Genomic DNA, 25061 nt, shown 5'->3' on the forward strand with positions numbered 1-25061 from the left:
AAAATTTATAAATTAAAATCTTTTTTAACCTCTTTTAAAGCTTTTTTAATATGCTCTTTAAGGCTTTTATAAATTTCCTTGATCTCTTTTTTCTTTCCTTTGGCTTCTGCCCAGTTTTTTATCTGTCCTACTTCCTCAAAAGCAGAATCCAGTCCTAACAGATCCAGAACAGGCTGTATTTTATCAGCCATGGTATACGCCAGTTTATAATCTTTTTCTTTTATCCCTTTTTTTATCTTTTTTAGATCCTGTGGAATATCTGTAACAAACTGTTTTAGATTTTGTGATATGATATCTGAATCATCTTCTGAGATCACATATACTTTTGATAAATTATAATGTAAAGCCATATCTTATTTTACTTGTATTCTGAAAAGTTTTTGTCCTTCTATAAAGCCTTCTAAAACATCGTCCGGCTTCACTGCTGCTACTCCTTCAGGAGTTCCTGTAAAAATAATATCTCCAGTTTTTAAAGTAAAGAACCGGGATACATATGCTATGATCTCATCTATTTTCCAGAGCATATTAGCGGTATTTCCTTTCTGAACAACTGTACCGTTACTGCTCAATTCGAAAGAGATATTCTCTAATGAACTTAACTTACTTTTAGATATAAAATCTCCTACAACTGCCGATCCGTCAAATGCTTTTGACTTCTCCCATGGCAACCCTTTTTCTTTTAGTTTACTCTGTAAATCCCGTGCTGTAAAATCGATTCCTAATCCAATCTCATCGTAATATTTATGGGCAAATTTCTGATCAATATACTTTCCTACTTTATTTATCTTCACCAGAATTTCAACTTCATGATGTACATCATTTGTAAATTCCGGGATAACGAAAGGAGCTTGTTTAATCAATATTGCGGAATCTGGTTTTAAAAAAATCACAGGGTCTTCCGGTCGTTCATTTTCGAGCTCTTCAATATGCCTGGCATAATTTCTGCCAATACAGATTATTTTCATATCGCCTGTTTATGGATAGAGATAAAACACTATTTATTTACAATAACAGATTTAGTGATCTTATCAAAACCGATTACAAATTAATTTAGTTTTGTATTTAGTTTTCTTAGTTTGATTGCTGTTAAAACCTTTTTAGTGTAAAGAGGGAAATCAGCATTCTGAATCCATCCGAAATAACCCGGTTCATCGTCTAACACTTTATTAACCTTTACACCTTTGTGTTTACCAAAACTAAATATCTCATCTCCTTCTTCATCAAAACCGATAAATCCTGCAAAATCTGCTGATTTTTTTCTGGTAGTAAAATCGGATAGGAATTTAACATCATTTTCCAGCTCGTCATATCGTTCTATCTGCGCTTTCAAAATCTCATAAGTTGCCATTGTATCTGCTTCTGCACTATGGGCATTCTCTAAATTCTGATCACAGTAAAACTTATAGGCTGCACTTAACGTACGTTGTTCCATTTTATGGAAAATGGTCTGTACATCTACAGAAACTCTGTTTTTCATATCAAAATCTACTCCTGCTCTCAATAGCTCTTCTACTAATAAAGGAATATCAAAACGATCTGAATTAAAGCCTGCCAGATCAGAGTCTTTTATCATGTTATATACCTGAGAGGACAATTCTTTAAAGGTAGGCTCATTAGCTACTTTTTCATCAGATATACCGTGTATTGCGGTAGACTGAGGCGGGATTGGCATTTCGGGATTTACCAGCCAGGTCTTGTTTTCTTTATTTCCGTTAGGGTATACTTTAAATATAGCGATTTCTACAATTCGGTCTTTTGCAACCTCAATCCCTGTGGTCTCAAGGTCAAAAAAACAAATTGGTTTATTTAATTTTAATTCCATTTTCAGTTTTTCTAATAATTACAAATATACTATTTTGAATAAGAACAGAGGATCGTTTCTAAAAAAAAACAACCTCTTCTGAGGTTGTTTTATCTACTTCTATATTTCTAAAAATCTCTGTTGATATCAAATTCTTCAAGGTATTCTGCTATTCGTTTCACAAACTCACCACCCAAAGCGCCATTAACAACTCTGTGGTCATAACTGTGCGATAAGAACATTTTGTGACGGATTCCTATAAAATCACCCTCGGGAGTTTCAATTACGGCAGGTACTTTTCTAATAGCTCCTAATGCAAGAATTGCTACTTGTGGCTGATTGATAATTGGTGTACCGAATACACTTCCAAAGGTACCCACATTTGTTACTGTATAGGTTCCTCCCTGAATATCATCTGGTTTCAACTGATTATTTCTGGCTCTTGTTGCTAGATCATTAACTGCTTTTGCCATTCCTACTAAATTTAGCTGATCTGCATTTTTAATTACAGGAACAATTAAATTACCGGATGGTAAAGCTGCTGCCATACCTAAATTGATATTTTTCTTTTTAATAATATGATCGCCATCAACACTGATATTAATCATCGGAAAATCTTTTATTGCTTTTGCAACTGCTTCCATAAAGATCGGTGTAAAAGTCAGTCTTTCTCCTTCTCTTTTCTCGAAAGCATCTTTATTTTTCTCTCTCCATTTCCAGATATTAGTAACATCTACTTCTATAAATGATTGTACATGTGCTGAAGTCTGAACGGACTGAACCATATGATGAGAAATCATTTTACCCATTCTGTCCATTTCAATGATCTCATCTGCTCCATTTACAGAAACCGGAACTGTTTTAGCTACTGATGATGTTGGTGTTACTGTTTTTGGAATTTCCTGCACCGGTGCTGCTTTTTGAACTGGTGCTGGTACTGTTTTCGGAATTTCCTGAACTGGTGTTTCTTTCTGAACTGGTGCTGATGCCGTTTTTGGAGTTTCCTGAACAAATTCTTCTTTCTGAGCTATTGGTGCTGCTTCCGAAACCACTGTTCTTTCAACTACCTGATATTCGATATGATTTCCTTTATTAGCTACATATTCTAATATATCATTTTTAGTTATTCTGCCTTCTTTCCCGGAACCTTTAATCATTTCCAGTTCTGCAAGGGCAACTCCTTCTGCTGTTGCTATATTCTTTACTAATGGAGAATAAAAACGATTGGAGTCTGAAAAATTTTCTGGTGTTTTTACGGTTTCTTTTACAGCTTCAATTGTTTTTTCAACGGTTTCTGCTGCCTGAATGACTTCCTGTACAGGAGCTTCTTCTGCAGCTACTTCACCACCTTCTTCTGTTTCAATAATAGCAATCGTCTGCCCTACCTGAACTAAATCATCTTTTTCAAAAAGCTTCTCAACTAGAATGCCTTGTACTTCTGACGGTACTTCTGAGTCTACTTTATCTGTTGCTATTTCAAGTACTGCCTCATCGGCTTCAATAGTATCTCCTACTTCTTTTAACCAATTTGTAATAGTTGCTTCTGCAACACTTTCGCCCATTTTGGGTAGTTTTAATTCAAATCTTGCCATATTGTTAATCTAAAGGTGATTTTCGGTTTTCTGCTTGCGAATTTAGTAAATAAATCAAAGCTGATTTAACTATATCATAATTTTATTACTACTATTCACTCTCTGTTTACTTGTTAAAGAATCGTTTCTCTATATTAAAACAATCTAAGAATATTTTTTAGTATCCTCAAAAAACAGCTGACCCCAAAGATACATAAATTTGAAATAATTTTATTTGAAATTACTATTTCATTATTTCTTCTAAAATTATTCAGGCTTAAATTGTAGTTCAACCCCATCTATTCTTTGAAAATTGACCTCTTTTTATTTTTTTATATCACTAATGGAACCTGCTTCTTTACGGAACTGATTAATTGCATTAGTTGTAAAATCAGAGAGCACCAATTTACCGCTTATTTCTGCTCTTTCAATTAACAAAGTATCCCAATATTCTGTACCTTTCCATAACGTTTTTTTAAGCTGTTGCATCGCTTCGGGATTAGAACTTGCTAATTTACCGGCTAATATGGCTATAGCGGTATCCATTTGTTCTATGGTTTCAAAAACCTCAGCATAGAGCCCTTTTTCTTTTGCCCATTGTGCACTTTGAAATTCTGTTGCATTTACTGCCAATTGTCCAAAGGCTGATGTTCCTATTTTTCGTTCTACGGCGGGACCTACTACAAATGGTCCTATACCTACTGCCAGTTCGCTTAACTTTATAGCGGCTGCACTGGTAGCTATTGTATAATCGGCTGCACTGGCAATACCTACTCCGCCTCCCACTGCTTTACCTTGTACACGGGCAATAATAAATTTTGGGACTTTTCGCATGGCATTAATAACTGCTGCAAAACCGGAAAAAAATACTTTCCCGGTTTCAATGTCTTTAATGGAAAGTAATTCATCGAATGAAGCACCTGCACAAAATGTCCTGTCTCCTTCACTCTTTATTACAATAACTTTTACGGTTTTATCTTTTCCTAATTTTTCAATTTCTTCTGCTAAACTACGTAATTGTGTACCGGGCATAGAATTACTTTGCGGATGATAAAAATTGATAAAACCTATTTTATTTTCAATTACTGATGTAACAAATGCATCCATATTTTATTCCTGATTTAATTTTTTAACCATTGTCAATATAGTAGCTATAGCTACGGTTTCACCGGTTTCATCGTAGATGTCTACTAGCCATTTTACAATTCCTTTTGCAATATCGTTTTCGTCTTTTTTTTCCTGATTAATTTTTTCTTTGCAGGTAAAACGAACTCCGATAGTATTTCCGGGATAAACGGGTTTTATAAAGCGACACTCATCAAGACCGTAATTTAATAATACAGGTCCTTTTCTTGCGTCTACAAATAATCCGGCTGCTTTACTCAATATAAAATAGCCATGGGCAACTCGTTCGGTAAAAATAGTTCCTTCGAGTGCTGTGGCATCCATATGAGCATAAAAATTATCACCTGATACATTAGCAAAATTGGTAATATCAGCTTCGTTGACGGTATGTTTTGCTGTAATAAGGGTTTCTCCTACTTCAATTTCTTCAAAATGCTTACGAAACGGATGAATATCATTTTCTGTTTGTACAGCACCGTACTGATATTGCTGCGTGATTTTAGTAAGGGTTGTCGGGGAGCCTTGTATGGCTGTGCGTTGCATATAATGTAATACGCCTCGTTTTCCTCCCATTTCTTCTCCACCACCTGCTCTACCGGGACCTCCGTGAACTAATAACGGAAGAGGTGAACCATGACCTGTACTTTCTTTGGCACAATCTGCATTTAATATTAATATTCTTCCGTGCATAGAGGCTGCTCCGAGTACAAAATCTCTGGCAATAGTATCGTCTCCGGTAACAATAGAACAGACTAAAGAGCCTTTCCCCATACGTACGAGTTCTATTACTTCGTCAATTGTAGAATAGGGCATAATGGTACTTACGGGACCGAAAGCTTCTACATGATGTACATCGGTATTGGTAAACGGATCCGGGTTTAAAAATAATATAGGTGATACGAAAGATCCTTTATTTTTATCTGCGCCGGTAACGGTAAAGTTATCCAAATCTCCGAAAATAATTTCTTGTGTTTTTGACAGTTCTTCTACTTTTTCTGTTATCTCTTCTACTTGTCCTTTGTCTGCAAGAGATCCCATACGAACGCCTTCTTTCTGCGGATCGCCTATGACAACGCCTGCCAGACGGTGTCCCATAGCAATTTGTACGTCTTCTATAAGGTTTTCAGGTACAAATAATCTTCTTACAGCGGTACATTTCTGACCTGCTTTAACGGTAATCTCTCTGACTGCTTCCTTGATAAACAGATCAAATTCAGGTTGACCGGGAACGGCATCGGAGCCTAAAACCATTGCGTTTAATGAATCTGCTTCAAGATTAAAGGGTACGGATTCTTCTATAACTCTGGGATGTGATTTAAGCATTTTTCCGGTGGAGGCACTTCCTGTAAAGGTAACGATATCTTCACTGGTAACATGTTCTAAAATGCCGTTAGCTGATCCGCAAATTAACTGTAATGCACCAGGTGGCAGTATGTTTGAATTTACTATTTCTCTAACAACCAATTCTGTAAGGAAACTGGTTGAGGTAGCGGGTTTTACAATTGCAGGAACGCCTGCCATAAGATTAACGGCAATTTTTTCGAGCATGCCCCATACAGGAAAATTAAAAGCATTAATATGAATTGCAACCCCTTGTTTGGGAACGCAGATATGGTGTCCTAAAAAGGTTCCATTTTTAGAACTTTTTACGGCTTCTCCTTCTACATGGTAGGGCAAATCGGGAAACTGGCGTCGCAGGGATGCATTCGCAAATAAATTCCCTATTCCTCCTTCTATATCTACCCAGCTATCTGCACGGGTAGCTCCGGTTGCCCAGCTAAGATTATAAAATAGTTCTTTTTTATTATTGAGATGCAATGCTAATTCTTTAAGCATAAGTCCTCTCTGCTGAAAGGTCATTTTTCGAAGAACAGGACCTCCTACCTTTCGGGCATATTCCATCATCTCACCAAATTCTAATCCTTTGGATGTTGCTCTTGTTAAGGGCTCTCCTGTAATGGAGTTATATAATTGTTGTCCTTCTCCATCTCCTTTTATCCATTTTCCGAATACATAATTTTCGAGTTGATTTGCCATAATTTATTTTTTTACAGGATATTTATCCTAATTATTTTTAGTTTTTGTCCATGTTTTATGTGTTATATTACATTGAACTGTATCATCTTCTGGTTTTTCTGTCAGAGATTCGCAACTTTTTAGTGTGGTACGACAGGCTTCGGGCAAATTAATATACATTTGGGTTCCTTCTGTTTTCCAGGCTATCATTTCATCTGAAACCTGTTTTACAATTCGCCCGGGATTACCTACTATTATACTGCGTTCAGGGATTTTTTCTTCTGCTTTAATAAAGGTAAGTGCACCTACAATGCTGTGGTCGCCTATGGTTACATTATCCATAATTACAGCATTCATTCCTACCATTACATTTTTACCAATGACTGCACCGTGAATAATTGCGCCATGTCCTATATGTGCTTTTTCTTTTAAAAGTACTGTTGTACCAGGAAACATATGAATAGTACAATTTTCCTGTACGTTACAGTTATCTTCTATAATAATTTTACCCCAGTCTCCTCTGATAGCGGCACCCGGACCTATGTAGACATTTTTACCAATAACTACATTTCCGGTAACAGCAGCCTGCGGATGTACAAAAGAGGAAGGGTGTACAACGGGTATATGTCCATTAAATTCGTAAATCATAAATACTGTTTTATACTCGTTCAAGAATGACAGCATACCCTTGTCCTAAACCAACGCACATGGTAACTAATGCATATCTTTTATTTTGTTTTTGTAATTCTATTGCTGCGGTATTTAAAATACGTGCACCACTCATTCCTAATGGATGTCCTAATGCAATGGCTCCTCCGTTAGGATTTATTCTTGGATCATTGTCCTCAAGTCCCCATGCTCTGATACAGGCGAGGCTTTGGGCTGCAAATGCTTCATTTAGTTCTATAATATCTATATCCTGAAGTGTAAGACCTGCTTTTTTAAGGGCAATTTCTGTGGCAAACACGGGACCTATACCCATAATGCGGGGTTCTACTCCTGCTACTCCACTGCTTACAATTCTTGCTCTGGGTGTAAGTCTATATTGTCTGACAGCTGCTTCGGAAGCTAGCAATAATGCTGCTGCACCATCATTTAATCCGGATGAATTACCAGCTGTTACGGTTCCTTTGGCATCGAAAGCGGGTCTCAGTTTTGCTAAGATTTCAATTGTAGTGGTATTCTTCGCAAACTCATCTGTATCAAATCGGATCGGATCGTCTTTTCGCTGTGGAATCTGTACGGCTACAATCTCTTCGGCAAGACGGCCGTTTGCTTGTGCTTTTGCTGTTTTTTGCTGTGAATGATATGCAAATTTATCTTGGTCTTCTCTTGATATATTATCCCGTTTAGCGAGATTTTCTGCGGTTTGACCCATGGCGTCTACTCCGTACATTCGCTTCATTTCGGGATTGATAAAACGCCACCCGAAAGTAGAATCATATATTTTTGCATCGCCTCCGTAGGGGGAAGCGCTTTTACTTATAACTAACGGACCACGTGTCATATTCTCTACACCACCTGATATCATTAGCTGAGCATCTCCTGTCATAATGGTTCTTGCAGCAGCTATAGTGGCGGAAAGTCCGGAAGCACATAATCTGTTCACGGTTTCACCCGGAACGGTATAAGGGAGTCCTGAAAGTAAGCCTGCCATACGTGCCACATTTCGATTATCTTCTCCTGCCTGATTTGCACAGCCTAAAATAACGTCATATATCTCTGACGGAACGATTGTCGGATTACGCTGTAGCAGTTCACTTATTACTAATGCTGCCATATCATCGGGTCTTATAGATGCTAAACTGCCTTTCAGACTACCTATTGGCGTACGAATACCGTCTATAATAAATGCTTCTTTCATATTTTATTTTTTACGGATTATTCTTCAATAACCTGTTTTCCTGTCCGAAAAGCGGTTCCTTTAAATAATGCTATTAATTCTTCGTTTTGGTTGGTTACTTTTATATCATAAATACCAATTCTTTTACCGGTACTTATTTCTTTTGCTTCTGCTGTAAAGACATCTCCTACTCTGCCTGCTTTTGTAAATGAGATATGTACGTCAAGGGCTACACTAAGATTATTTTCGGAATTACAGGCAAAGGCAAAAACACTGTCTGCAATGGAAAAAGTGACTCCTCCATGTACTGTTCCTACTCCATTGAGCATTTCCGGTCGTATTACACAGGTTATTTTACTATAGCCTTGTTTAATCTCAACTACATTAATATCAAGCCATTCGCTAAATTTATCTGCTTTTAGCATGGCATTTAGTACTTTTTGTGCTTTCATAATTTAATAGAATTTTTGATTCTGAGCAACAAGATTTCTTATGATCGGACTACAACGATAACGATCTTCATGATAATAATTATAAAGAGCATCTATTTCGTTCTGTACATTTTCGAGACCGTATTCATCTGCCCACTGTAATAATCCTTTGGGGTAATTTACGCCTTTTGTCATCGCAGTATCAAGGTTTTCTTTTGTAGCAATGGTAAGGAAAAGCGCATCGGCGGCTTCGTTAATAAGCATTACTAATACTCTTTTAAATATTTTCTCCAATACTTCCTGATTTTGTTCAGGTTTCTGCTTAATTGCGTTTTCACTATAATCATAGAAACCACGTCCTGATTTTCTGCCGTAATAGCCTGCCTCAAAAAGACGTTTCTGACTAAAGGAGGGTTTAAATTTAGGGTCGTAAAAAAAGGACTGAAAAACACTTTCGGTAACACGGTAATTTATATCGTGTCCAATAAAATCCATTAGGGTAAACGGACCCATTTTAAATCCGCCTATACTGGTTAATGCATAATCGATGGTAGCACAATCTGCTACGCCTTCTTCCATAATACGAATGGCTTCGCTGTAGAAAGGTCTTGCTACACGATTTACAATAAAGCCAGGAGTATCTTTTGCAATCACTGGAAATTTCCCCCAGCTTTGTATCCATGTACTAACTGCTTCTGCAAGTCCGGATCTTGTCTGAACGGCAGGAATAATCTCTACTAATGCCATTAACGGAGCGGGATTGAAAAAATGAATCCCTATTACACGATCTGCTTTTTTGCAGGCTGAGGCTATAGAGGCTATTGATAATGATGATGTATTGCTTGCTAAAATACAGTCCTCTGAAACAATGGTTTCAAGATCTCTGAATATTTTCTGCTTAACTTCTAAATCTTCTACTACGGCTTCTATAATCAATTCGGTATCCTGAAATGTGGCAAGACTTTCGGTAAACAAAATAGCTTTTAACTGTTGTTCTGCTTCTTCAACTGTTAGCTTTCCTTTTTCGATAAGTTTAGCATATACTGTTTTAAGATGGGTTGCAGCTTTTTGTAATGCTTCGGGTTGGGTATCGTATACTAAAACAGAGTTACCCGCAGCTGCAAGTACCTGTGCTATACCGGTTCCCATTGCACCACTTCCTATAATTCCTGTTTTCATTGTATTTTAAAATTATTTAAAATTAATTATCAAATGAATCTTTCATTTTTAATATCTATAGTGCTATTTCAGCAACTTTATCTTTATTCAGAATCCCTACAAGGTTCAAAAAAACCTTGCAGGAAAAACCCAATAACGCTTATTCCTACTGTCTGGACATAATTTTTTTGTGTTTTCTACTCTGCAAAAGTCTCTGACTTTGCAGATCGGCCTTAAGTTAATTATCGAACTCCGATTTTTATTCTCCTTTAAAAACTGCGGAGCGTTTTTCAAGGAATGCAGTGACTCCTTCTTTATAATCTTCTGTGACTCCTGCTTTCTGCTGGTATTTTCCTTCTTGTTGTAATTGAATTTCTAATGAATTATCAAATGTTTGGTTCAGTAACATTTTAGTATAGGCGAGTCCTTTTGTGGGAAGTCCAGCTAATCTGACGGCTAACTGAAATGATTCGTCTTCAAAAACAGCATCTTCAAAACATTTGTAAATCATACCGATTTCGACAGCTTCGGTGGCTGTAATTTTATCTGCCAGCATCATTACTGCTGTTGCTTTTTGAAGTCCTATTAATCTTGGTAAAAAATAAGTTCCGCCACAATCGGGTATTAGACCTATTTTACTGAACGCTTGTACAAAACTTGCTGAGGTCTTTGCTACAACAATATCACAGGCAAGGGCAATATTAGCACCTGCTCCTGCGGCAATACCGTTTACAGCTGCTACAACGGGTTTTTCAAGTCTGCGGATAGAAAGTATAAGGGGGTTATAATAGGTTTCCAGGTACTTTTCAAAATCAAGGCTTTCTTCCTGAAGTACTTCGGAAAGGTCTTGTCCTGCGCAAAATGCTTTTCCTGAACCTGTAATATAAACCGCTCTAATCGTTTTATCGTTGGCACACAGATTCAGTTTGTCCTGAAATTCGAGTATCATTTCTTTATTAAAACTATGGAAAACGGCTGAACGGCTGAATTCAATAATTCCTACGTTTTCTTTTATACTAAAATGGATGGTTGATGACTGTTTCATAGTGTTTTTATCGGTGACATTTAAAATAATCAAACGGCTCAAAGCAATCATTACATTTGTATAATGCCTTGCATGCTGTAGAGCCAAACTGACTTACTAGTACTGTATTACCGGAGTTACATTGTGGACAACTTACGGCGTCTCCTTTAAAAAAAAGAGAACTGCTGTCTGTTACAGTGTCTACGGGTGGTGCAATACCATACTTTTTTAGTTTTTGTTTACCGGATTCGGTTAACCAATCGGTTGTCCATGCGGGACTTATCTGATTGATGATGTTTATCTTTTTAATTCCTCTGGAAAGCAAATGCATCCGAATACTCATTGTTATTGCGCTAATTGCGGGACAACCGGAATAGGTAGGTGTAATTGTTATATTGATGCTACTATCTGAATTAAGCAACACTTTACGAACAATTCCCAAATCAAGTATACTGATTACCGGAATCTCCGGATCAGGTATTTCTTCAAGATACTGCCATATTGCTTCTTCTGCTATTACCATTTTAAATTCGGATAGATTCTTGGTAGATACTGCATTTCTGCGAGTATAAAACCTAAAAGTTCTGTATGAATTCCTGTTTTACCTCCTTTTTGAAACCATTGATTCTCAGGAAAACTTAAGGTTGCTTCTTCTAAAATTTCAGCTACTTTAGACTCCCAGAGCACTTTTATAACTACAAGATCGGGAATTGTGCCTTCTGCTATCAATTCTGCTTCTACTGGTGACGGAATAAACATCTCTCCGGTATACATCGCTATATCATTAACTGCTTGTTGTATTTTAGTATGGCTTTCTTCGGTGCCGTCACCAAGACGAATCATCCACTCTGAACTCCACTTTAAATGATAGGTTACTTCTTTAAGTGATTTTTCGGCTATGGCAGCAATAGTATTATCTTCATTTTTAACTAATTCCTCCAACAGATAAAAATGGTATACGTCATAAAAAAACTGTCTTGCTACTGTATCGGCAAAATTGCCATTTTTCTGTTCACTAAGTAAAAGATTATAAAACTCTCCTTCTAATCGCATGAAAGCAAGATCATCTTCTGTTTTACCTTCTCCTTGTAATACTGCTGCATATTGATAATAGTTTCTCGCCTGACCTAAGATATCTAATGCAATATTGGACATTGCAATATCCTGTTCTAATATGGGTCCGTGTCCGCACCACTCTGTCAGTCTTTGTCCTAAAATAAGATTCGTGTCTGCCAGATGAAGCACATAATTCAGTAATGCTGTTTGTGTTGTATTGGTTACTTCTTCTGTCATAATTACATGTTTTTAACTTCTTCGGGTACATGATAAAATGTTGGATGCCTGTAAATCTTATCTTCGGCGGGATCAAAAAACGAATCTGCTTCGTCCGGATTGGATGCATGTATATCTTGTGATGCTACCACCCAGATACTGACTCCTTCCATCCTGCGGGTATATACATCTCGTGCGTTTTGAATTGCCATTCTTTCATCTGCGGCATGAAGGCTACCTACATGTTTGTGATCGAGTCCTTGTCTGCTGCGTATAAATACTTCCCATAACGGCCAATCTTTATTATCCATGTTATGCTGTTTTTTTATTGTTATTTTCTTCTCTTACTTTTCTTTTTTCGTGGTAGGCTGTAGCGGCATCCCGTACCCAAGCACCTTCTTCATGTGCTTTTTTACGAGCATCGATACGCTGTTTATTACAGGGTCCATTTCCTTTTACTACGCTCCAAAACTCATCCCAGTCAATATCACCAAATTCATAATGTCCGGTTTCTTCATTCTTCTTTAAATCAGGATCCGGTACGGTAAGCCCCAGATATTCTGCTTGTGGAATGGTAGCGTTTACAAAACGCTGGCGAAGCTCATCGTTTGTAAAACGCTTAATACGCCATTTCATAGACAGTTCTGTATTACCGGAATCTTCGTCTTTGGGACCAAACATCATCAAAACAGGCCACCACCACCGGTTTACGGCGTCTTGTGCCATTTGTTTTTGTTCGGGAGTACCTTGTGCTAATGCAATCATGATTTCATATCCCTGGCGCTGATGAAAACTTTCTTCTTTACAAATACGTACCATAGCTCGTGCATAGGGTCCATAGGAAGCTCTGCACAACGGTACTTGATTCAATATTGCGGCTCCGTCTACCAGCCAGCCAATGGCGCCCATGTCTGCCCAGGTAAGGGTAGGGTAATTGAATATACTGGAATATTTTGCTTTTCCAGAATGGAGATCGTTTAGGGTTTCTACACGAGATACACCTAAGGTTTCGGCAGCGCAATACAGATATAATCCGTGTCCTGCTTCGTCTTGTATTTTAGCTAATAATATTGCTTTTCTTTGTAATGAGGGTGCTCTGGTAATCCAGTTTGCCTCCGGCAACATTCCTACTACTTCGGAATGTGCGTGCTGGGATATTTGTCTTATCAGGGTTTTCCTGTAGGCTTCGGGCATCCAATCTTTAGGCTCTATACGTATCTCATTATCAATCTTTGACTGAAAATGTTTTTCAAAATCTATTTCTTTACTACTCATAGTTTTGGCATTTTACAATGAATAAACACAACTTTTTATTTTATATCAAAATTTACTATTACATTTTCAGAACGTGGATGGGACTGACAGGTCAATATAAAACCAGCTGCTACTTCTTCTGGTTCCAGTGCATAGTTAATATCCATTTCTACCTCACCTTGTTCTACTTTTGCACGGCAAGTGGCACATACTCCTCCTTTACAGGCAAAAGGTAAATCGGCACCATTTTGCAGGGCTGCGTCTAATATCGTCTGACCATTGTAGCCTAAATCCATTTCCAGTGAAGTTGCGTCCAGTTTGATCGTTACTCTGCTCATAGTATCGTTTCCTGTTTCAACTCTCTTTTCCTGCTGTTGTTTTTTAAGGGCTGATGCTGTACTGAAAAATAATTCGAAATGTATTTTTCCGGCAGCAACTCCGGCATTGATAAGTGTGTCTTTTACTTCATGTATCATTTCTTCGGGACCACAGATAAAACATTCATCGATCTCTTCCGGTTTGATAAGGTGTTGCAGAAAATAGTTGCTTTTTTCTTTATTAATGCGCCCACTCAGTATTTCGGCATCTGCTTTTTCACGGCTTAATATATGGTATACACTAAAGCGCTCCATAAACTGATTTTTGAGTGCTTCAATCTCAGACTTAAATAGTATTGAGCCTTTATTTTTATTACCATAAATCAGTACAAATCGACTTTCCGGCTCCGTTTTTAAAACGGTTTTAATAATAGATATTACGGGTGTTATACCGCTACCGGCAACGAAAGCAACATATCTTTTTTTATTTTCAGAATGTGTTTCGGTAAAAAATCTGCCCTGTGGAGACATTACTTCTAAAAAATCTCCTGCTTTTAGGGTATCATTGATATAGGTGGAAAAAAAACCTTCCGGAATCTTTTTTACAGCTACCTTCAATTCGTTATCGAGAGGACTTGCGCATATCGAATAGGAACGGCGCAATTCTTCATCTGCTGTTTTTTGACGAAAAGTAAGATACTGACCTTGTTTGAAACAGAAATGTTCCAAAAGGTTTTCTGGTATATCAAGGGTAACAGAAACACAATCCGGTATTTCTTTTTTTACATTTTTTACTTTTAATTTATGAAAAGTAGTACGCATTATTTTTTTATTTATTTAATCCGTTGAGAAGGAGGATTATTAGGTCTTCTTCCAGTTTTTCGACTGAAATACTCCTATTTGGTTTGTACCAGTATTCTATCCATCTTAATGAGGAGAGCATTGTAAACAATGCTACTGAAACGTCAACTTCTTTAAACTCTCCTTCTTTAATTCCTTTACTTATAATATCGGCAAAGCGTTTTTCATACCCTTTCCGTATCTCTTTATACAATGCTTTTTTGGTTTCTGTCAGGTATTTCCAATCATTATTAGCTACTGAAACCGCATTAACATCGTTAATTATCATTCGTACATGCAACCTGATTATCGCTTTTATTTTCTCTGTATAGGACTGGTCAGTGTCTTCAATTTCAGAAATATGGGAAACGTACTTATGTGCAATCTTAAAGCAGATTTCTTCCAGAATTTCATCTTTGGAACGTATATGATTATACATACTTGCTGCTTCTATACCTACTTTTTCTGCTAAATCCCGCATGGATGTACCTCCAAAACCTCTTTCTTTAAAGAGTTCGGCTGCTTCTGTAAAAATAATTTCACGCTTTTTGTTTGGTGTATTTTTCTTTGCCATTTTTATTTTTTTTTAAAGCTTAAATATAAGCAAAAACAACGCAATACGAACGTTTGTTTGTATTGATACACAAAACAAAAAAATTACTTTATTTCACGAATAAACAGCTCTGCTGTCTATAATCCTACTCAACTTACCGCCTTCACTTCTGGGAAGATCTCCTGTATTTAAAAGAGTTACTTTCATGGTAAGTCCTACTCCGTCTTTTATCTTTTTTTCTAATTTCTTTTTAAGATGCTTCAAAGGGTCTGACCCGGAAATAACCTCTTCTGTAATAACACTTAAACCAAGTCCTCTGCAATACTCTAATTCTATTTCTATCTTTACCTCAACGTTATCCATACTACCGACTTTAGTCAATACTATCTGATAATTTGCTGTTACATAATCAATATCTTTAATAATATCTGCTAGTTGTGTATGAAAAAAATTCACTCCTCTTATAATCAGCATATCGTCTGCCCGACCTATAATAGGTCCCATTTTTACATGTGTTCTTTTGAACGATTTATCATAATACAGATTGGTAATATCTCCCGTCCAATATCGTACTAAGGGCATGGCTTCTTTTGTAAGAGTTGTAATAACTAATACGCCTGTTTGTCCTTCTTTAACAGGTTCTCCTGTATCCTGATCTACAATTTCAGGATAAAAATGATCCTCCCAGATATAACTTCCGGTACCTACTTCATCTACATCTTCATTAGACACTCCGGGACCTATGATTTCACTGAGTCCATATATATTAGTCGCTTTAAGGTTAAGTCCGTATTCAACTTCTCCTCTTAAAGCTTCACTCCATGGCTCAGATCCTAAAATGGCAAATTTTAAATTCAATTCATCGGTATGTATACCTCTTCTTTTTATTTCTTCTGCCATAGCCTGTGCATAGGATGGTGTTGCGCAGATCGCATCTGCCTGAAAATCTTTAAGGAGCATAATTTGCCTGTCAGTACCACCTCCTGAAATCGGAATAACGGTCATACCTAGTTTTTCTGCACCATAATGTAACCCTAAACCTCCGGTAAAAAGACCGTAACCATAGGCGTTTTGCAATTTCATTCCCGGTCTGCATCCGGAAGCAGCCAGAGATCTTGCTACTACTTCACTAAAAAGATCAATATCTCTTCTTGTATACCCTACCACTGTTGGCTTTCCGGTTGTTCCACTGGAACAATGCAAGCGGGCTACTTCGTTTTGCGGAACGGTAAACAAACCAAAGGGATAATTATCTCTCAAATCTTCTTTTTTTGTGAAAGGTAATTTTGGTAAATCTTCTACTGATTTAATACTAGTCCAGTCTATATTCAGTTCATCAAATTTCTGACGATAAAAAGGCACATTATCGTATACACGCCTAACCATATTCTGTAAGCGACTATTTTGAAGCTTTCTTAATTCGGGCAAAGCCATCTGTTCCAGACCAGGATTAAATATCATAATTTTTATTTTTTTATAGTTCTACGATGCTCTAGCTATATCACAAATATAATTATTTTTTTAAACTAACAAACGTTAGTTAGCTTAAATAATTAAATAATTTTACTTTTTTATTACACTTCTTATAAGAATAAGTTATTAAAATTTCACTTAACCCCTTTATTTACCTTATTTACTGACTAGGTATAGTTGATAGTTTTTAATTGATAGTTGATAGTTTTTTGAAAGATGATTTGTAAAATGTAAAATATGTGGATCGGTTAATAATTGCCAACAGAGATGTAAAGTTGTTTTGAACACTGAACACTGAACACTGAATACTGGAAACTGAATACCGAACACGGATTAAAAGTAAAAAAGTGTAGTCAGATGAAAACGATTATTCTTTGCTAAAAATGCATTCCCTGAACCGGTGGCATCACTTTGTGCATCACCCCATTTAGCAGCGGTATGCTCTGCTTCTAACCTTAACTTGACTGACTTATGAAGCACCCAGTCTACCCGCGGTGCTACTCGATACAGATAATTAACACTACGCTTTCCTTCGGTCGCTGATATAACTCCTAAAGCAGACATTATTCCATAGGTTTTCGCCTCTCTTCCTTTAACAGGATTATCTACTCCTCGATTTTTCACTATACCTGCAAAAAAACCAAAAGAAACCGGCTTTATTGTAATCTGCTGAAAATCAATCCAGGCACTCCTTGTATTCATTGTACGAAAAATATCCACCTCCCCGGGAGCGGAATACCCCACAAATCCACCTAACACCCCCATTGTTGCCGCATTTTGCGCCATTACAGCTTCCGCTTTTATCTGCAGGGATTTTGTAGTTATCCCTGCATATACCATAGTTGTAAAACTCTGTATTCTTTCACCAGATGCTATAGGTGGTGTACCGCATGAAAACTGTGGTCTGAGGGTTTCAAACTGTTCTGCAATACCCGTAATAAAATTTTTAGTTTTATATTGTAATTGTAAATGCATGGAAGGTGCTCCACTGTTTCGATATGGATCTCCAACCTGTGAACTTACTACTGCTATTGCTTTAAGGAATTGCCTGATTTCTGTTATAAATCGAATCTGCGGATTTCTGGTAAGACCATATATAGGTGATCCTGTATTGTTATTAACCACATTAGGTAAACACTCTACAACAACCATAGGGTGCCAGTACTGACCTACGCCAAGCTGGGTCTTCCCCCAATCGAGTGTGACATAAGCATGACGCAACTTAAACTGCTGATTAATGTTTTTTTCTGAGGTTCCAAAAAACTCTGCTTCTAAAATACCTGATGTTTTTGCATTCAATACCTCCGGACCCTCCATTTTAATCCCCGCTCTGGAAGCAATGGAAAGCATATGAAATTTTCCAATGGCATTTATATCTTTTCCGTTCACATCCAAAAGCCTGTCCCGAGGATATAACGGCATAATATCTTCGCCTATACCTATAACCTGCCTTCTATCGTAGAATATATCATTTCTTATAAAACCATAAAAATCAACTTTAACTAGTTTCTCTTTTTTCTTAAACAATTGTAAATCTAAAAGAGAATCCAGAAGCCTTCTTGTTGATAAATCCTGCTGAGCAATAAGTACATTCGAACACAAAACAGCAATACAACTGATATATAAAGTGTATTTTTTATTCATTTTTAATTATTATTTGATTAATCACTTTGGATTTTTGTTAAATTATAGCTAGTTTACAAATCTATAAATATTTTTGAACTAACAAACATTTGTAAGTTCATTTATCAAATAAAAAAGTTTATTTTTATATATAGCTTAAAAAATACATATAAAAATTACACTTAAAAAACAAAAACAGTTAATATACAATAAAAAATTAATTAATCCTCTATTCCGTTCAGTGTCTGGAATATATTAGATATCCCGATTTAAGAAAAATAGCTATTCTTCTCTTAATATTTAAGACAACAATACTCACAACATCTGTTTCATACGATTATATTCTTCCGGTTCTTCTTACTCCTCTTTTAGAACTTTGAACAATAAACCTTACTTTTGCAGAAAAATAAAATATTGTGAATTACCTTTCTGTAGAAAATATCTCAAAATCCTTTGGGGAGAGAACGCTTTTTGAAAACCTTTCGTTTGGTATTAATAAAGACCAAAAAATAGCTTTTATCGCTAAAAACGGTTCTGGAAAAACCTGCATTATGAAAATCATTAATGGTGAGGATGAACCGGATAGCGGTCAGGTAATCTTACGCAAAGAGGTGAAAATGGCATTTTTATCTCAGGACAATAATTTACAAGAAGAACTGACCATTGAGGAAAGCATTTTTGCTTCTGACAACCCGATTCTAAAAGTAGTTGAAGAATATGAAAAGGCACTGGAAAATCCGGAAGAGGAAGAAGCTTATCAAAAGGCTTTTGATAAAATGGATCAACTCAATGCGTGGGATTTTGAAACACAATACAAACAGATCTTATTCAAATTAAAATTAGAGGATTTTAAACTAAAAGTTAAAAACCTTTCGGGTGGACAGAAAAAACGACTATCTCTTGCTATTATCCTGATCAACAGACCTGACTTATTAATTCTGGATGAACCTACCAACCACCTGGATCTGGAGATGATCGAATGGCTGGAAAGTTATTTTGCAAAAGAAAACATAACACTGTTCATGGTAACACACGACCGTTTTTTCCTGGAACGCGTGTGTAATGAGATCATAGAACTGGACAATGGAAAACTATATCAGTATAAAGGAAATTACTCTTATTATTTAGAGAAAAAAGAGGAAAGAATCGCTTCTGAAAGTGCAAGTGTTGATAAAGCTCAGAATTTATTTGTAAAGGAACTGGAATGGATGCGCCGTCAGCCAAAAGCAAGAACTACAAAGTCCAAATCACGTCAGGATGATTTTTATGTAATTAAAGAAAAGGCACAAAATCGCCGACGCGAAAACAAAGTGGAACTGGAAATCAACATGGAACGAATGGGAAGTAAGATCATTGAACTTCACAATGTCTCTAAAAAATTCAGTGATCGTGTTATTCTGGATAACTTTAGCTTTGACTTTCAGAGAGGGGAACGTATCGGAATCATTGGAAAAAATGGTACAGGAAAATCTACTTTTCTTAATATTCTTACTCAAACAATAAAACCTGATTCCGGAAAAGTTGTAATCGGTGAAACAATTAAAATCGGATACTATACTCAGAGTGGAATTAACCCAAAACCGGGACAAAAGGTTATTGATATTATTAAAGAATATGGGGAATATATTCCTTTATCTAAAGGTAGAATTATTTCGGCAGCACAATTACTGGAACGTTTTCTTTTTGACAGAAAAAAACAATATGATTTTGTAGAAAAACTGAGTGGTGGCGAATTAAAGCGTCTGTACCTTTGTACTGTTCTAATCCAGAACCCAAACTTCCTTATTCTGGATGAACCTACTAACGATCTGGATATTGTAACTTTAAATGTACTGGAAAGCTTCCTTCTTGATTATCCGGGATGCTTACTCGTGGTTTCTCACGACCGTTACTTTATGGATAAAATTGTAGATCACCTTTTTGTTTTTAGAGGGGATGGTGAAATCGAAGATTTTCCGGGTAACTACAGTGATTTCAGAGCTTATGAAGACAGTGCTGATGTTGTTGAGAAAGAAGAGAACAAAACAGAAAAGAAAGCCTGGAAACAGAATAACCCTACTGCAACTAAACTTTCTTTTAATGAACAGAAAGAATATCAAAAAATAGAGAAAGATATCAAAGATCTGGAAAGAGAAAAAACAGCTATTGAGCAATTATTCTCAGATGGAAAAGTCGCAGAGGCAGACATTCAGAAAAAAGCAGATGAACTACAGAATATCATTAATAAAATAGAGGAAAAAGAGGAACGCTGGTTTGAACTGTCCGCTAAAATGGAAGAATAATAACACATGGAACCTATCTGATCTATGACAACTTTATTTCAGCTAAAATCTTATATCCGTTTTCTTTGGAAATCAACGAATCAGCATGGGGTGCATTCTCCTTTTGTGTTTCGTCTGGTTACTAAATGTTTTTATGACAGAAAGGAAAAAGCTGAGTACATCACTTTAAAAGAAATAAGAAAGACAGCTCTATCTGATCCGGCTATACAAAACAGAACGATTATTACTGATAACAATGCGAAATTACTATTTCGCATCGTCCGGTATTTTCAACCCAAGCTCATTTTGGAAATGAGCAATTCGTCAAAACTACTATCTGCTATTCTTCAATCTGGAAATCCGGAAACAGAACTATTTCTCACTGATTCTGAAAACAGTCTTCCTGATACGCTGGATATGGTTTATTTTAGCTTTACAGAAGGGTCTTTATTACAAACTTTTGAAAAATTACTTCTAAAAACTCATAATGATAGTTTTTTTATTTTTGAAGGAATTCATAAAGCACCTGTAACGGAACAGCTCTGGGAAAGTATAAAAACACATCAAAAGGTAACAGTTACTATTGACACCTATAACTTTGGACTTCTATTTTTCAGAAAAGAACAAGTGAAGGAACATTTTATCATTCGGGTTTAAAAAATTCAATTTTTTGATGATTAGAAATAGGTGGAAATCAAGACGTATATACAAAAAAGAGAGAAACGATAAATCGTTTCTCTCTTTTCTTTTTAATTAAACGTATATTACTTAACCATTAATTTTTTATACTCGGTAAAACTACCATCTGTAACCATAACAACATATACTCCTTTTACAAGATGATTTACTTTATAATAATTTGTGCTTTTTAAAACATCTATTATCCTTCCGGCAATACTATAAATTGTTATTTTTATATTTGATGTATCCAGATTGTTAAAATCAAAATTAACTACATCTGAAGCTGGATTCGGATACATGGTAAATGATTTCTCAAGATCTTCAATATCAGCAAATTGTAAATCAACAGTAAACGGAGCACTCCATTCACTCATATCAATATCATTTCTGGCTCTGACTCTAAACTCATATATGGTTTGTTCGTCTTGTTTCGGAATCCACAGAGAAACGGTTGCTGAAGTACCAAAAGTAGTCCAGCCTGCACCTGAATTATTTAATTGCACTTCATAATCTGTCGCTTCTTCAACTAAATCCCATGCGCTATAAAATCCTGTCGAATAAATACCTGTACTTCTAACATTAGCCGGTATTAGCAATGCTTCCGGATTTGGTGGCACCACTGTACTTGAAACTACTGTATAATCTTCTACTTCACCGGCAACAATATTACCACAAGGTGTTGGATTAGTATTATATTTCATTACAATACGCATTCTTGTTGATCCTGTAAAATCAACGGGGGTAAAACTACCTGTAATAGTACTCTTAGAAGAAAGTCCATCTATTACTTTTTCTGAAGCTTCAAAAATATTATTTTTATTGTAATCAATCCAGACTCCCCAGTATTCTAAATAGGATTTACCTGAAAAACCGGCTGTCAGACTCACATTTACACTTTTGTTTGGCGTTAATGTTACCACTTTAGAGGTATAATCTGTATAGCCATCTACGTCTTGACCGGAAGTATGGTGAAATTTCCCGATAGTTACCGAATTAATATATTCATTTTTATTATCTGCCTGTATTGTACAATAAGCTGAACTAGCAGAAACAGTAGCAGAAACTTCATTAGAATATACTGAATAAACAGTATCGGCTTTTGCACGAACTCTGTATTTATATGTTCCGACTGTCAAACCTGTATTTGTATAAGTGGATACTGTACCTGATAATGTTGCTATTTCAGCAAAAACACCATTGGCTCCGGCTCTTTCAATTACAACGTTTACAGCATTTGCAGCATTATTAGTCCATTTCAATTTTACCTCCATATCAGCATCATTAGCTGTTGCTGTTAAACCTGTAGGAGCCAACACAATAGCAGTAGTAGTAACGGTAACGGAAACTTCATTAGAATATGCTGAATAAACGGTATCGGCTTTTGCACGAACTCTGTATTTATATGTTCCGGCTGTTAAACCTGTATTTGTATAAGTGGATACTGTACCTGATAATGTTACCACTTCAGTAAAAATACCATTGATTCCGGCTCTTTCAATTACAACATTTACAGCATTTACAGCATTATTAGTCCATTTCAATTCTATCTCCATATTAGCATCATTAACTATCGCTGTTAAACCTGTAGGGGCTAACACTGAAATAGCGGTAGTAGTAACGATAGCGGAAACTTCATTAGAATATGCTGAATAAACGGTATCGGCTTTTGCACGAACTCTGTATTTATATGTTCCGGCTGTCAAACCTGTATTTGTATAAGTGGATACTGTACCTGATAATGTTGCTATTTCAGCAAAAACACCATTGGCTCCGGCTCTTTCAACTACAACGTTTACAGCATTTATAGCCTCGTTGGTCCATTTCAATTCTACCTCCATATTAGCATCGTTAACTATCGCTGTTAAACCTGTAGGGGCTAACACTGAAATAACAGTAGCGGAAACTTCATTAGAATATGCTGAATAAACGGTATCGGCTTTTGCACGAACTCTGTATTTATATGTTCCGGCTGTCAAACCTGTATTTGTATAAGTGGATGCTGTACCTGATAATGTTGCTATTTCAGCAAAAACACCATTGGCTCCAGCTCTTTCAATTATAACGTTTACAGCATTTACAGCCTTGTTGGTCCATTTCAGTTGTACTTCTAAATTAGTGCTATTAGCTATCGCTGTTAAACCTGTAGGAGCTAATACGGAAACAGGGTCTATAAATTTCAAATTGTAAAGTAATGATGTACTGGTGAAACCGGTCGTTCCTCCAACAAAAGCAGCTGACAAAAATGTAATCCCTGCTGTTGTATTATTTGCTTCTGCATGATTGGTTGCTTTCCCTAAAAGGGTAACTGTTACTTGTTTATTTGAATTAATGGTAACTCTCGGTGTGATTCCTGCCGGAAAAGTATGTGTAAAATGTGTTCCGGCTAACATAGTTCCTGAATTAAGTGCAAATATTTTATCGCCACTAATCGTTATTACGGAAGCCGCATCAAATGAACCATCGTTAACAGCAGCTTCTTTAAAAGTTGTTCCTGTTGCTGTTAATGTACTTGTTGTTGTTGTTGAGCTTACTCCTGTATCTATTAAATTTTGAGGTTGCCAAAGTGTAATTCTTGCAGGATGCTGTAAGGCTGCCAGCATTCTATCTATCTGACCCTGAGTATACATTTTATAACAACCACTTGAGCCGTTATACCCCATATAGTTCTCAATATTTACTTTTCTTCCATTACAATTTGTTCCCGGTGTACATCTAAGTGTATGCAAACCATCTTCTTGCGGAGTATCATCAACTTGATCGGTACCAGAACAACCACCATCAAAAGTGTGAATTAAATTCAAAAAGTGACCAAATTCATGAGTTAAAGTTCCTGCAAATTCTTTATTAACAGAATTATCATAAAGATAAGCCCCATTATAAACGACACGTGCTGTATTTCTGGATGTCATATTAGAGCTAGGATACCAAGCTACTCCGGATCTGGTATAAATACCGTCGTTATACAAATCATTCTGAATATAAATGTTCATATACTTCTTGTTATCCCATGCTTCTGCTGCAATTTGATTGTCATAACCAGTACCATTTCCATAACCACCCTTAGCAGGATGGAAAACCACTCCTGAGGTAGCCTTTCCTTTAGGATCAATTTTTGCTAACTTAAATTCAATTTTTATAGTTCCTCTTCTTGCCTGAAAAAAAGGTTCTACAGTCTGAAAATCCGCATTTCTACCGTTAAAATCATCATTTAAATGAACCAAATGATTTGCGATTTTTTCATAAGTCACTGTTTTACCACTTTGTACATCTCCATAAACATGAAAAACCACCGGAATAACATAGGCAACATCCTTCACTCTTGACATTTTACGCTGAAGCGCAAACTTTTTACTAAAAGCGTCAAAATCTTTTTTCTCCTGAAGTGAACCCGGATCAGCCTGATACACTTTATCATTTTCTTCTGTTGCCCGACAAGGAAGTTCTTGTCCATTAATTTTTGTTATTGTAAAAATTAGCAATAGTGCTAGTAATGTTATTCTCATGCCACCGTGTTGTAATTGAATTATTTTATCGGCTTCAAAACTAACATAATATGCTCTAAATCATTACCATATATGAATTAATAACAACACATATTTAATAATTTTAAATTTTTAAAAAATAAAATAAGGGATTGATTTTTTTTTAACTGAATAAAAGGCGTTTTAACATAATCAACGTAAACAATTATGAGAATTGTTCCGTTAAAAACACCTTAATTGAAAGAATATTCTCTCTTATATATTATAAATATAGAGAAACTGTTTTTTATAACAAATTTTTCTAACGCAAATATGGTTAGACTAGTTTCGTTAGAG

General features: G+C 36.2%; 22 protein-coding genes. 2 read left to right on the forward strand and 20 right to left on the reverse strand.

Features of this window, described 5'->3' with window-relative positions; all coding sequences use genetic code 11:
• Positions 1–5: 5 nt before the first annotated feature.
• The 19 genes from AC4FQX_RS02120 to AC4FQX_RS02210 all read right to left on the reverse strand — a co-directional run bounded on the left by AC4FQX_RS02120 (position 6) and on the right by AC4FQX_RS02210 (position 18322).
• Positions 6–350, reverse strand: coding sequence for an Hpt domain-containing protein (locus AC4FQX_RS02120; protein ID WP_491166011.1), 345 nt, complete (start codon positions 348–350; stop codon positions 6–8).
• A 3-nt stretch (positions 351–353) separates the two neighbouring features.
• Positions 354–965, reverse strand: coding sequence for a fumarylacetoacetate hydrolase family protein (locus tag AC4FQX_RS02125; RefSeq protein ID WP_491166012.1), 612 nt, complete (start codon positions 963–965; stop codon positions 354–356).
• Between the two features lie 80 nt (positions 966–1045).
• Positions 1046–1822 (reverse strand): exonuclease domain-containing protein, encoded by a 777-nt coding sequence (locus tag AC4FQX_RS02130; RefSeq protein ID WP_491166013.1) that lies wholly within the window; start codon positions 1820–1822, stop codon positions 1046–1048.
• Between the two features lie 107 nt (positions 1823–1929).
• A complete protein-coding gene (locus AC4FQX_RS02135) occupies positions 1930–3393 on the reverse strand; it encodes a dihydrolipoamide acetyltransferase family protein (RefSeq protein ID WP_491166014.1) in 1464 nt (487 codons plus the stop codon).
• Between the two features lie 303 nt (positions 3394–3696).
• On the reverse strand, positions 3697–4479 hold the full coding sequence (locus tag AC4FQX_RS02140) for an enoyl-CoA hydratase/isomerase family protein (RefSeq protein ID WP_491166015.1): 783 nt from the start codon (positions 4477–4479) through the stop codon (positions 3697–3699).
• A gap of 3 nt (positions 4480–4482) precedes the next feature.
• Entirely contained in the window at positions 4483–6534 is a 2052-nt protein-coding gene (gene paaZ, locus AC4FQX_RS02145) for a phenylacetic acid degradation bifunctional protein PaaZ (RefSeq protein ID WP_491166016.1), read from the reverse strand.
• Between the two features lie 27 nt (positions 6535–6561).
• A complete protein-coding gene (locus AC4FQX_RS02150; protein ID WP_491166017.1) occupies positions 6562–7161 on the reverse strand; it encodes an acyltransferase in 600 nt (199 codons plus the stop codon).
• A gap of 10 nt (positions 7162–7171) precedes the next feature.
• On the reverse strand, positions 7172–8377 hold the full coding sequence (gene pcaF, locus AC4FQX_RS02155) for a 3-oxoadipyl-CoA thiolase (RefSeq protein WP_491166018.1): 1206 nt from the start codon (positions 8375–8377) through the stop codon (positions 7172–7174).
• Between the two features lie 17 nt (positions 8378–8394).
• Positions 8395–8808 (reverse strand): hydroxyphenylacetyl-CoA thioesterase PaaI, encoded by a 414-nt coding sequence (paaI, locus tag AC4FQX_RS02160; protein WP_491166019.1) that lies wholly within the window; start codon positions 8806–8808, stop codon positions 8395–8397.
• Between the two features lie 3 nt (positions 8809–8811).
• A complete protein-coding gene (locus AC4FQX_RS02165; RefSeq protein ID WP_491166020.1) occupies positions 8812–9966 on the reverse strand; it encodes a 3-hydroxyacyl-CoA dehydrogenase NAD-binding domain-containing protein in 1155 nt (384 codons plus the stop codon).
• Positions 9967–10204: 238 nt separating this feature from the next.
• Positions 10205–10990 carry an enoyl-CoA hydratase-related protein gene (locus tag AC4FQX_RS02170; protein ID WP_491166021.1) on the reverse strand — a complete coding sequence of 262 codons (786 nt, stop codon included), beginning with the start codon at positions 10988–10990 and terminating at the stop codon, positions 10205–10207.
• Positions 10991–10997: 7 nt separating this feature from the next.
• The gene (gene paaD, locus AC4FQX_RS02175; protein WP_491166022.1) at positions 10998–11492 is read right to left on the reverse strand and encodes a 1,2-phenylacetyl-CoA epoxidase subunit PaaD; all 495 of its coding nucleotides are present in this window, start codon (positions 11490–11492) and stop codon (positions 10998–11000) included.
• Complete coding sequence (gene paaC / locus AC4FQX_RS02180; protein WP_491166023.1) at positions 11486–12262, reverse strand: 1,2-phenylacetyl-CoA epoxidase subunit PaaC; 777 nt, start codon at positions 12260–12262, stop codon at positions 11486–11488. The genes paaD and paaC overlap by 7 nt, the downstream gene beginning before the upstream one ends.
• A gap of 2 nt (positions 12263–12264) precedes the next feature.
• A complete protein-coding gene (gene paaB, locus AC4FQX_RS02185) occupies positions 12265–12552 on the reverse strand; it encodes a 1,2-phenylacetyl-CoA epoxidase subunit PaaB (protein WP_491166024.1) in 288 nt (95 codons plus the stop codon).
• 1 nt (position 12553) lies between these two features.
• Positions 12554–13516, reverse strand: a complete 963-nt coding sequence (paaA, locus tag AC4FQX_RS02190; protein ID WP_491166025.1) for a 1,2-phenylacetyl-CoA epoxidase subunit PaaA — start codon at positions 13514–13516, stop codon at positions 12554–12556.
• Positions 13517–13551: 35 nt separating this feature from the next.
• Positions 13552–14634 carry a 1,2-phenylacetyl-CoA epoxidase subunit PaaE gene (gene paaE, locus AC4FQX_RS02195; RefSeq protein WP_491166026.1) on the reverse strand — a complete coding sequence of 361 codons (1083 nt, stop codon included), beginning with the start codon at positions 14632–14634 and terminating at the stop codon, positions 13552–13554.
• Positions 14635–14641: 7 nt separating this feature from the next.
• A complete protein-coding gene (locus AC4FQX_RS02200) occupies positions 14642–15226 on the reverse strand; it encodes a TetR/AcrR family transcriptional regulator (RefSeq protein ID WP_491166027.1) in 585 nt (194 codons plus the stop codon).
• 93 nt (positions 15227–15319) lie between these two features.
• Positions 15320–16666 (reverse strand): phenylacetate--CoA ligase family protein, encoded by a 1347-nt coding sequence (locus tag AC4FQX_RS02205; protein ID WP_491166028.1) that lies wholly within the window; start codon positions 16664–16666, stop codon positions 15320–15322.
• 345 nt (positions 16667–17011) lie between these two features.
• A complete protein-coding gene (locus AC4FQX_RS02210) occupies positions 17012–18322 on the reverse strand; it encodes a DcaP family trimeric outer membrane transporter (protein ID WP_491166029.1) in 1311 nt (436 codons plus the stop codon).
• Between the two features lie 395 nt (positions 18323–18717).
• Between AC4FQX_RS02210 and AC4FQX_RS02215 the strand changes: the two genes are divergently transcribed.
• Complete coding sequence (locus AC4FQX_RS02215) at positions 18718–20583, forward strand: ABC-F family ATP-binding cassette domain-containing protein (RefSeq protein ID WP_491166030.1); 1866 nt, start codon at positions 18718–18720, stop codon at positions 20581–20583.
• 24 nt (positions 20584–20607) lie between these two features.
• Entirely contained in the window at positions 20608–21219 is a 612-nt protein-coding gene (locus AC4FQX_RS02220) for a hypothetical protein (protein ID WP_491166031.1), read from the forward strand.
• A gap of 107 nt (positions 21220–21326) precedes the next feature.
• Here the strand turns inward: AC4FQX_RS02220 and AC4FQX_RS02225 are convergent, their stop codons facing one another.
• Positions 21327–24746 carry a M43 family zinc metalloprotease gene (locus AC4FQX_RS02225; RefSeq protein WP_491166032.1) on the reverse strand — a complete coding sequence of 1140 codons (3420 nt, stop codon included), beginning with the start codon at positions 24744–24746 and terminating at the stop codon, positions 21327–21329.
• Between the last annotated feature and the right edge of the window lie 315 nt (positions 24747–25061).

This window comes from Flavobacterium sp. AK-301, from assembly GCF_058310215.1.